This window comes from Marinimicrobium sp. UBA4209 (assembly GCF_002381585.1).
GTDB lineage: Bacteria > Pseudomonadota > Gammaproteobacteria > Pseudomonadales > Cellvibrionaceae > Marinimicrobium > Marinimicrobium koreense.
In genome coordinates, this window is the sequence record NZ_DFTP01000067.1 from 238 (window position 1) to 9068 (window position 8831).

General features: G+C 61.3%; 11 protein-coding genes. All 11 read right to left on the reverse strand.

The window, feature by feature from the left end; genetic code table 11:
• Positions 1-698, reverse strand: a 698-nt coding sequence (gene dapB, locus B3187_RS09505) for a 4-hydroxy-tetrahydrodipicolinate reductase (protein ID WP_286806023.1), incomplete at its 3' end; no start/stop codon positions are given.
• Positions 695-1333: a GTP cyclohydrolase II gene (gene ribA / locus B3187_RS09510; RefSeq protein WP_286806024.1), complete on the reverse strand. Its 639-nt coding sequence runs from the start codon at positions 1331-1333 to the stop codon at positions 695-697. The genes ribA and dapB, both read right to left, overlap by 4 nt.
• Before the next feature lie 39 nt (positions 1334-1372).
• Positions 1373-1858, reverse strand: coding sequence for a phosphatidylglycerophosphatase A family protein (locus B3187_RS09515; RefSeq protein ID WP_286806026.1), 486 nt, complete (start codon positions 1856-1858; stop codon positions 1373-1375).
• Positions 1858-2826, reverse strand: coding sequence for a thiamine-phosphate kinase (gene thiL / locus B3187_RS09520; RefSeq protein ID WP_286806027.1), 969 nt, complete (start codon positions 2824-2826; stop codon positions 1858-1860). The genes B3187_RS09515 and thiL overlap by 1 nt, the downstream gene beginning before the upstream one ends.
• Positions 2827-2981: 155 nt before the next feature.
• On the reverse strand, positions 2982-3428 hold the full coding sequence (gene nusB / locus B3187_RS09525; RefSeq protein WP_024462396.1) for a transcription antitermination factor NusB: 447 nt from the start codon (positions 3426-3428) through the stop codon (positions 2982-2984).
• 2 nt (positions 3429-3430) lie between these two features.
• On the reverse strand, positions 3431-3901 hold the full coding sequence (gene ribE / locus B3187_RS09530) for a 6,7-dimethyl-8-ribityllumazine synthase (RefSeq protein WP_024462395.1): 471 nt from the start codon (positions 3899-3901) through the stop codon (positions 3431-3433).
• Positions 3902-3950: 49 nt separating this feature from the next.
• Complete coding sequence (gene ribBA / locus B3187_RS09535; protein WP_286806029.1) at positions 3951-5069, reverse strand: bifunctional 3,4-dihydroxy-2-butanone-4-phosphate synthase/GTP cyclohydrolase II; 1119 nt, start codon at positions 5067-5069, stop codon at positions 3951-3953.
• Positions 5070-5133: 64 nt separating this feature from the next.
• Positions 5134-5793, reverse strand: a complete 660-nt coding sequence (locus B3187_RS09540) for a riboflavin synthase (RefSeq protein WP_286806031.1) — start codon at positions 5791-5793, stop codon at positions 5134-5136.
• A 134-nt stretch (positions 5794-5927) separates the two neighbouring features.
• Positions 5928-7043, reverse strand: coding sequence for a bifunctional diaminohydroxyphosphoribosylaminopyrimidine deaminase/5-amino-6-(5-phosphoribosylamino)uracil reductase RibD (gene ribD / locus B3187_RS09545; protein ID WP_286806032.1), 1116 nt, complete (start codon positions 7041-7043; stop codon positions 5928-5930).
• Positions 7044-7047: 4 nt separating this feature from the next.
• Entirely contained in the window at positions 7048-7548 is a 501-nt protein-coding gene (gene nrdR, locus B3187_RS09550) for a transcriptional regulator NrdR (RefSeq protein ID WP_024462391.1), read from the reverse strand.
• 91 nt (positions 7549-7639) lie between these two features.
• Entirely contained in the window at positions 7640-8374 is a 735-nt protein-coding gene (locus B3187_RS09555; protein ID WP_286806033.1) for a FadR/GntR family transcriptional regulator, read from the reverse strand.
• Positions 8375-8831 lie beyond the last annotated feature (457 nt).

The following is an 8831-nucleotide window of genomic DNA, read 5'->3' on the forward strand; positions in this document are numbered from 1 at the left end:
TTGTGGGTGATTTCCACGCGCTCGCCATCGGCCATGAACATCACGGTATGATCGCCCACCACGTCACCGCCGCGCACGGTGGCAAAGCCGATAGTATCGCGATCCCGGGCGCCGGTCTGGCCTTCGCGGCCGTACACGGCGGTTTTGTTCAGATCGCGCCCCAGGGCGTTGGCGACGACTTCGCCCATCCGCAGGGCCGTGCCCGAGGGCGCGTCGACTTTGTGGCGATGGTGCGCTTCGTAGATTTCCACATCGACATCGTCACCCATCACTCGGGCGGCCATATCGAGCAACTTCAGGCACAGGTTGACGCCGGTGCTGTAGTTGGCGGCGATGCACAGCGCCGTGCTTTTGGCCCGCGCTTCCAGTTCGGCTTTCTGCTCGTCGGTAAAACCGGTGGTGCCGATGACCAGACCTTTGCCATGTTCGGCGCAGAGTTTGGCGTTGTTCAAGGTGGCGGCAGGGGCGCTGAAGTCGATCAGAACGTCGAACTGGTCGATCACCGCCGCCAGATCGCCGCTGAGGGCTACGCCCAGCTTGCCGATGCCGGCCAACTCACCGGCGTCGGCGCCGATCAGGGTGCTTTCGGGGCGCTCGATGGCGGCGCTCAGCTGGGTGTCGTCATTGGCGCTGACGGCTTCGATCAGGGCTTTACCCATGCGGCCAGAAGCGCCGCTGATGGCGATTTTGATGGTCATGAATTTTCCTCGGGTGGTGGTTCCTGGGAGGTCCAGCTATCGTCGCCCTCTTCGAACAGATGGCCGAGCTTGCCTCGCTTGGTTTCCAGGTAGCGGGCGTTGTGGGGGTTGCGCCCGGTCTGGTGGGAAATGCGTTCCGCCACGGTGATGCCCATTTCCCGCAGGGCTTTGACCTTGCGCGGGTTGTTGGTCATCAGTTTGAGTGACTTGATGTCCAGGTGCTCCAGCATGGGCTTGAGGATGCTGTAGTCGCGCATATCGGCGCCAAAACCCAGGCGTTCGTTGGCTTCCACGGTATCGGCGCCGCAGTCCTGCAGGTGGTAGGCGCGGATTTTGTTGAGCAGGCCGATGCCGCGGCCTTCCTGGCGCAGGTAGAAAATCACTCCGCGCCCTTCCAGGGCGATTTTGTGCATGGCGGCCTGCAATTGAGGCCCACAGTCGCAACGCATGCTGAACAGCGCATCGCCGGTCAGGCACTCGGAGTGCACCCGGGCGAGTACCGGTTCGCCGTCACCTACATCGCCCATGGTGAGCACCAGGTGCTCCTTGTCCGCTCCATCGTCGGAGAAGCCGTGCATGGTGAACATGCCCCAGGGGGTCGGCAGTTTGGAAGATTCTACGAAGCGTATGGTCACGCAATTGCCTCTTGAGCGGGTGGGCTGACGCCCGCCATTCTATATAAAGTAAGCCACGGTCTGCAGGATGATCCAGGCATACACCGCCGCGAGCACATCATCGATCATGATGCCAAAGCCGCCGTGCACCCGGCGATCCAGCCAGTTGATGGGCCAGGGTTTGATCACATCAAAGATCCGGAACAGGACGAAGCCGAGCAGCATCCACAGCCAGCCGGCCGGCGCCAGGAACATGGTGAGCCAGTAGCCGACCATTTCATCCCAGACAATACCACCGTGGTCGTGCACCCCCAGCGCCTTGGAGCTGCGTTCGCACCAATAAACGCCCATGGCGAAGGTCACGATCAGCCACAGTGAATAGATGGGTACGGACAGGTCCTGAATCAACCAGAAGATGGGAATGGCCGCCACCGTGCCAAAAGTACCGGAGGCCGGACGCAGCAGGCCACTGCCAAAACCAAAGGCAAACAGGTGGTCCGGGTTGCGCAGGACGGTGGCGACGCTGGGGTATTCAGGCTTGGACATCAGAAATGGGTATAGCCGCTTTGTTGTGAATCGTAGGGTTCGCCGTGCAGCGTGCAGTGTACGCCGCTACCGGTTCCAAGGCGACCCACTACGGTGGCCTGAAGGGCACCGGTGCCGATCAGGGCGCCCAGTTCGGGCATCCGGCTCTCCGGTACCGTGAAGCACAGCTCGTAGTCATCGCCGCCGGTCAGCGCCCACTGGCGGGCCTGATCCAGACTGGTGGCATTTTGCAGCGCTGGCGAAAGGGGCAGTTCTTCGATAAAGAGCTCGGCGCTCAGGTCGCTGGCCGCGCAGATATGCCCCAGATCGGCCAGCAGGCCATCGGAGATATCCAGCGCGGCACTGGCGATACCCGCGAGTTGCGCGGCGGCTTCCAGCCGGGGCGTGGGCCGCCAATAGCGCTCCTGTAAGTAAGCGCTGACATCCTCACTGACCGCCTTTTCCAGACGCCCTTGCAGGCTCGCCAAGCCCGCGGCAGAGTCTCCCAGCGTGTGGGTGACCAGCACATAATCCCCGGCACTGGCGCCGTCCCGACGCAGGGCCAGCCCCGGCGCTACCGAGCCCATCACCTGAACGGTAATGGTCAGCGGCCCCTTGGTGGTATCGCCGCCGACCAGAGAAATACCATAAGCCTCGGCCACTTCGAACAGGCCGCGGCTGAAATCCCGCAGCCAGTCATCGGAGGCCTCGGGGAGGGTCAGCGCCAGGGTAAACCAGAGCGGCGTCGCCCCCATGGCGGCCAGGTCGCTGAGGTTGACCCGCAGGGCCCGCTGGGCGATTTCCTCCGCGGGCGCATCGTCCGGAAAGTGAACGCCGCTGACCAGGGTATCGACCGAGACCGCCAGCGCTTCTCCCGCCGGGGGTTGCAGCAAGGCGGCATCGTCGCCCACGCCCAACAGCACCGACGCCGGGGTGGACTCGGCGCTGTGTTGTTGGAAGTAGTGGCGGATCAGTTCGAATTCACCCATGGTTTGAGTCGGTTTGGAGTAAGGTTTAGTGGTGGTGAGTTATGGTGGATGCCCAGTTTGTTCGCTGCGCTCTGCCCCTACGGGAACGAACGTGCCAAGGTCATGGTAGGGTGGATAAGGGGCAAAGCCCCGTCATCCACCGATTCCCACCGCAATCAGGCGCGTTTTTCGATGGCCCGGATATCGTTGGCGGCCTTGTCGAGCACGCCGTTGATGAACTTGTGGCTCTCTGCCGCGCCGAACTTTTTCGCCAGGGATACCGCTTCGTTGATGACCACTTTATAGGGCACATCAATCCGGTATTTGAACTCGTAGCAGGCCAGGCGAAGCAGGGCCTGGGTGACCGGGTCCAGCTCGTCGGAGCTGCGCTCCTGCAGGTGCGGCGTAAATACCGCTTCCACTTCGCCCAGAAACTGCGGCACACCGTGCAGCAGCTCGTGGAAGTAGTCGACATCGACGTTGGTCATGTCGTTATCGGTGCGAAACTCCGCCTCGATGGCATTGAGGTTCGCGCCGGCCATCTGCCACTGATACAGACCCTGCATGGCGTAGTGGCGCGCTTTGCGGCGAGCGGCCGGTGTGGGGGCTTTGCTATCGGCCATGATCAGATTCTTCCCAGCAGTGAAACCATTTCCAGCGCGGTCGTGGCGGCTTCCACGCCCTTGTTGCCCGCTTTGGTACCGGAGCGCTCAATCGCCTGCTCGATGGTGTCGACAGTCAGCACCCCGAAGGTGATCGGCACATTGGCGTTCAGGGATACCTGAGCCAAACCTTTGGTGCATTCACCGGCGACGTAATCGAAGTGCGGCGTACCACCGCGAATGACCGCACCCAGGGCGATGATCGCGTCGAACTCACCCTTGGCGGCAATGCGCTGGGCGGCCAACGGGAACTCAAACGCGCCGGGGGCGTAGTAGATGGTGACCTGATCGTCCTTGATACCGTGGCGACGCAGGGTGTCCAGCGCGCCCTCTTTCAGGCTTTCGACCACAAAACTGTTCCAGCGGCTGACCAACAATGCGTAGCGGCCTTCGCTTGCGGCGAAATCGCCTTCAATAACCTTGATCTGACTCATAGAGGATTCTCTTTCTTCAATCGATTGATCGTGTTCCGGCCCGGCTGCCCTACTGGCTGCCCGGCTCGAGATGTTCAACAATTTCCAGGTCGAACCCGGACAGGGCGGTAAAGCGCATGGGCGCCGACATCAGGCGCATCTTGCGCACCCCCAGATCCCGCAGGATCTGGGAGCCGGTACCCACCTGTTTGTACACCTGATCCGGGCTGCGCACCGGCTGTTTACCGGAGAGCATCCAGTCGATGCTCTCTTCTACCTGGGCGGTGCTTTCGTCGTGACAGATCAGCACCAGCACCCCCTGCCCGGCCTCGCTGATGGTTTTCAGCGCATCGCGGTAATTCCAGGAGTGCTTGCCGGCATCGCCGGGGCGCTTGAGACCAATCAGGTCCTTCGCCACGTCCATGACATGAACCCGCACCAAGGTGGGCTCCGCCGGATCGACATGCCCTTTGAGCATGACAAAATGCAGGTCACCCCGGGCCAGATCGCGATAGGTGCGCAGCTCAAAGGGGCCGTACTCGGTGTCCACCTGGCGACGGTTGATGCACTCGACGGTTTTTTCCTTTACCGAGCGGTAGTGAATCAGGTCCGCTATGGTACCGATTTTCAGGTTGTGTGTCTGGGCAAAGGCTTCCAGGTCCGGGCGGCGGGCCATGGAGCCATCGGCATTCATGATCTCGACAATCACCGCCGCCGGCTCAAATCCCGCCAGGCGGGCCAGATCGCAGCCGGCTTCGGTGTGCCCGGCGCGGCTCATCACGCCACCGGGCTGGGCCATGATCGGAAAGATATGCCCGGGTTGAACAATATCCCGGGGCTTGGCGTCGGCACTGACCGCCACCCGCACGGTGCGCGCCCGGTCCGCCGCCGAAATGCCGGTCGTGACCCCCTCCGCCGCCTCGATGGAGACGGTGAAGTTGGTGGAATAGCGGGCCTGATTATCCGAAACCATCAGGGGCAGGCCCAGTTGCTGGCAGCGCTCCGGAGTCAGGGTCAGGCAGATCAGGCCCCGGGCGTGGGTGGACATGAAGTTGATGTCCTCCGCCCGCACCTGATCGGCCACCATGATCAGGTCGCCTTCATTCTCGCGATCTTCGTCATCCATCAGGATGATCATCTTGCCGTGACGCAGGTCGTCAATCAGTTCTTCCGGCGTGTTCAGTTCCATAATGACCTTCGTTAAAAGAGGTGCCTTCAATCAGTAGCCGGGCCAATGGCCCGGCGTCTGCCATTCAACGGCCGGTGAAGCCGTGCTCGGCGAGAAAATCCAGGGTGACACCGCCGCTCGTGTCGGCGGCCTTCTCTCCCAATAATAGCCGTTCCAGGTAGCGTGCCAGCACATCCACCTCCAGGTTGACCCGGGTGCCGGGCTGGTAGCTGTCCATGATGGTCCACTTTAGGGTGTGCGGGACAATATTCAACTCGAACTCCGCCCCCTCGACCTTGTTCACCGTGAGACTGGTGCCGTCCACAGTGATTGAGCCCTTATGGGCAATGTATTTGGCCAGGTTGTCCGGCGCCTTGATGCGAAAGCGCTCGGAGCGGGCATCCCCGTGGCGTTCGACCACCTCCCCGACCCCATCGACGTGGCCGCTGACGATGTGCCCACCCAGGCGCGTGGTGGGCGTCAGGGCCTTCTCCAGATTCACCGGTTGGCCGGTGGCCCACTGGCCAATGGTGGTGTATGCCAGGGTTTCCCCGGACACATCGGCCCAGTAGCCGCTGCCCGGCAGGTCCACCACGGTCAGGCAGACGCCGTTGGTGGCAATGGAGTCGCCCAACTGGACGTCCGCCAAAGGCAGATCGCCGGTTTCGATCAACAGGCGCAGATCGCCGCCTTTGGGTTCGAGGCGGGCGACGCGGCCTTTGGCTTCGATAATTCCCGTAAACATAGTTTGCTTCTCAATACGTAGGTCGGATTAGCGCATAGCGCGTAATCCGACAAAGGTGCGTCAGAGCGTCAATAGTCGGATTACGCACTGCGTGCTAATCCGACCTACGCAAACTCTGGACTGGGCTCTGCCTATCAACCCTCCGGATCCGGGCTGGCGGTAATGCGCCAATCGTGGCCCACGGCCCGGATGTCGTGAATTTTCAGCGGCAACTGGGCCGCCATGGAATCCAATGGCAACTGGAACAAGGGTCGGGCGTTGCTGCCGAGCAGCTTGGGTGCCATATAGACGATCATCTCATCGAGCAGCCCCTGCCCCAGAAACGCACCCGCCAGGGTCGCCCCGGACTCCACCAATACTTCGTTGTACTCCCGCCGGGCCAGCTCGCGCAGGAGCGCGGTCAGGTCAATGCGTCCGTCACGGCCCGCCAGCTCGAGGGTTTCCACCTGCGCCGGCCAGCCGGTATCGGCGACGTCACCACCATGAACCAGCAGTACCGGCCCCGGATGCTGAAGCAGCGGGGCATCGGGGGTCATTCGGCCCCGGGAGTCGAGGACCACCCGCAGCGGTTGGCGCTCGGCAATCGCCGCCGCGTCATCCAGTTTCAATTCGTCCGCACGCACGGTCAGTGCGGCCTGGTCTATCAGCACGGTATCGATACCACTGATGATCACGCAACTGCGGGCGCGCAGGCGCTGCACGTCTTCCCGGGCCCGGCGGCCGGTCACCCACTTGCTTTCGCCACTGGCCATGGCGGTGCGACCATCCAGGCTCATGGCCAATTTGCAGCGCACCCAGGGCAGACCGCGCTCCATGCGCTTGATAAAGCCCGGATTCAGCGCCCGGATCTCCTCTTCCAGCAGCGGACCGTCCACCTCAACACCGGCGGCACGCAGCCGCTCCAGTCCCTCTCCGGCGACTTTCGGGTTGGGGTCCTCCATCCCGAAAACCACCCGGGTAATACCCGCATCGATCAGCGCCTGACTGCAGGGGCCGGTGCGACCGGTATGATTGCAAGGCTCCAGGGTGACATAAGCCGTTGCCCCCTGCGCCCGTGCACCGGCGTCCGCCAGGGCATTGACTTCGGCGTGGGCCTCGCCCGCCCGCCGGTGCCAACCCTCGGCGATTGGTTCACCCTTGAGGGCGATCACGCAGCCCACCCGTGGATTGGGCGTGGTGGTGTACAGGCCGCGCTCAGCCAAACGCAGGGCGCGCGCCATCATCTGGCTGTCGAGGTCCGATAGGGGCATGCGGTTAAACTTTGTCTTGAGGTTCGTGGGCCTTTGGCTCCTGGAACTCAGGCTCGTGACGCTCCAGGCGATCGATCTCCTCGCGGAATTCGTTGAGGTCCTTGAAGCGACGGTATACGGAGGCGAAGCGCACATAGGCCACTTCGTCGAGCTTACGCAGCTCTTCCATGACTTTTTCCCCCACCTTCAGCGAGGGAACTTCGCGCTCGCCGGTGGCCTGGAGAAAGTGCTTGATCTGGTTGATGGCCGACTCGATCGATTCGATGCTCACCGGGCGCTTCTCCAGTGCCCGCAGCAGGCCGGCCCGAAGTTTGGCTTCATCAAAAGGCTCACGGGTACCGTCCTGCTTGATGATGCGGGGCATCACCAGCTCGGCCACCTCGTAGGTAGTAAACCGCTCATTGCAGGACAGGCATTGCCGGCGCCGACGAACCTGATCGCCTTCGGCCACCAGGCGGGAATCGACAACTTTGGTATCTTCAGCGCCGCAGAAAGGACAGTGCATGGCACGGGGCCTCGTGGATTCTCAAACTGCGCGCATCTTAGCACAGTTTGCCACTAACGCCCCAGAATTGGTCGTGTAGGAGCGGCCTAGCTCAGCGCGGCTCGGGGATGGTTTCGCCGGCCTCGGCCAGCTCTTCCTCAATAAAGGTCAGCGCCTCGTCAATCAGCAGCAGCATGGCCGCCTTGGCCCGCTCCGGGTTGCGGTTGCGGATAGCGTTATAGACCTTCGCATGGTCATCGATGATCGCGTCCTGGTCGCCCTTGATCACGTTGGTGTGGCGAATACTGACGTTCAGCGCGGTCTGAATGAAGTCACGCAGGCGAATGTAGAAGCGGTTCTTGCTCGCGAACAGGATACTGACGTGAAAATTGATGTCCGCCTGAAGCCCCTCTTCCGGCTTGGTCTTGGCATCGCGCATCCCTTCGAGCGCCTCGCCGATCGCATCAATGGCCGCATCGTCGGCAAACCGGGCCGCCAGCGACGCCGCTTCCGGCTCGATGGCAATGCGCATCTGCAGAAACTCACGCAGCACCCGCAGCGAGGGGTTACCTTCCAAAGACCAGCGCAGCAGGTCCGAATCAAAGATGTTCCACTCCTGCTCGGGCAGAATCCGTATGCCCTGTCGGGGGCGGCTGGAGATCAACCCCTTGGCCGAGAGCATTTTGACCGCCTCGCGCACCGCCGTGCGGCTCACGCCAAACTGTTCACACAGCTCCGCCTCGGTCGGCAGGCTTTCATCCTTGGGGTAAACACCGCACACGATAGCCTTGCCCAGCTCCTGCGTCATACGCTGGGAAAGGTTGAAGTTGCGTTCAAATACGGCCATAGCAGGGATCCATGTTATTAAGGTTTGACGTTAAGCCTGCAAAGGTAGCGTGTTAGTCAACAAAGTTCAATAAAGGGATTATCAGATAATACTACATTATGAAAGATTTTTCTTCCATAAAAAAAGCCTCTGGACCTTTCGGTACAGAGGCGAGGGAGACCTCGATATCAACCAACATCGAGTGAGAGACACGAAACCACTGAACTGCCTGTCAACTTCAGCGATTCCCAAGCCTTAAGGAGAATCCAAATGAACCCCGGTAATGTCGTTGGAGGAGAGATTACCGTCACTCCGGCAAACGGGCCCAATTTCCCGCTCGCCTTTGGATAGTTGGTATTATAGTATAATATAAAAGAAGTGCAACCCCTTGGTAGGTCGGATTAGGCCAAAGGCCGTAATCCGACAATGAGCTGCAAACCTTGAGAGTCTGTCGAATTACGGCCTTTGGCCTAATCCG

Bases quoted from the DNA above. Each gene is read 5' to 3' on its own strand.
- B3187_RS09515 (WP_286806026.1), bottom strand. From the start codon at position 1,858: ATGTCCAAGCCTGAATACCCCAGCGTCGCCACCGTCCTGCGCAACCCG.
- thiL (WP_286806027.1), bottom strand. From the start codon at position 2,826: ATGGGTGAATTCGAACTGATCCGCCACTACTTCCAACAACACAGCGCC.
- nusB (WP_024462396.1), bottom strand. From the start codon at position 3,428: ATGGCCGATAGCAAAGCCCCCACACCGGCCGCTCGCCGCAAAGCGCGC.
- ribE (WP_024462395.1), bottom strand. From the start codon at position 3,901: ATGAGTCAGATCAAGGTTATTGAAGGCGATTTCGCCGCAAGCGAAGGC.
- ribBA (WP_286806029.1), bottom strand. From the start codon at position 5,069: ATGGAACTGAACACGCCGGAAGAACTGATTGACGACCTGCGTCACGGC.
- B3187_RS09540 (WP_286806031.1), bottom strand. From the start codon at position 5,793: ATGTTTACGGGAATTATCGAAGCCAAAGGCCGCGTCGCCCGCCTCGAA.
- ribD (WP_286806032.1), bottom strand. From the start codon at position 7,043: ATGCCCCTATCGGACCTCGACAGCCAGATGATGGCGCGCGCCCTGCGT.
- nrdR (WP_024462391.1), bottom strand. From the start codon at position 7,548: ATGCACTGTCCTTTCTGCGGCGCTGAAGATACCAAAGTTGTCGATTCC.
- B3187_RS09555 (WP_286806033.1), bottom strand. From the start codon at position 8,374: ATGGCCGTATTTGAACGCAACTTCAACCTTTCCCAGCGTATGACGCAG.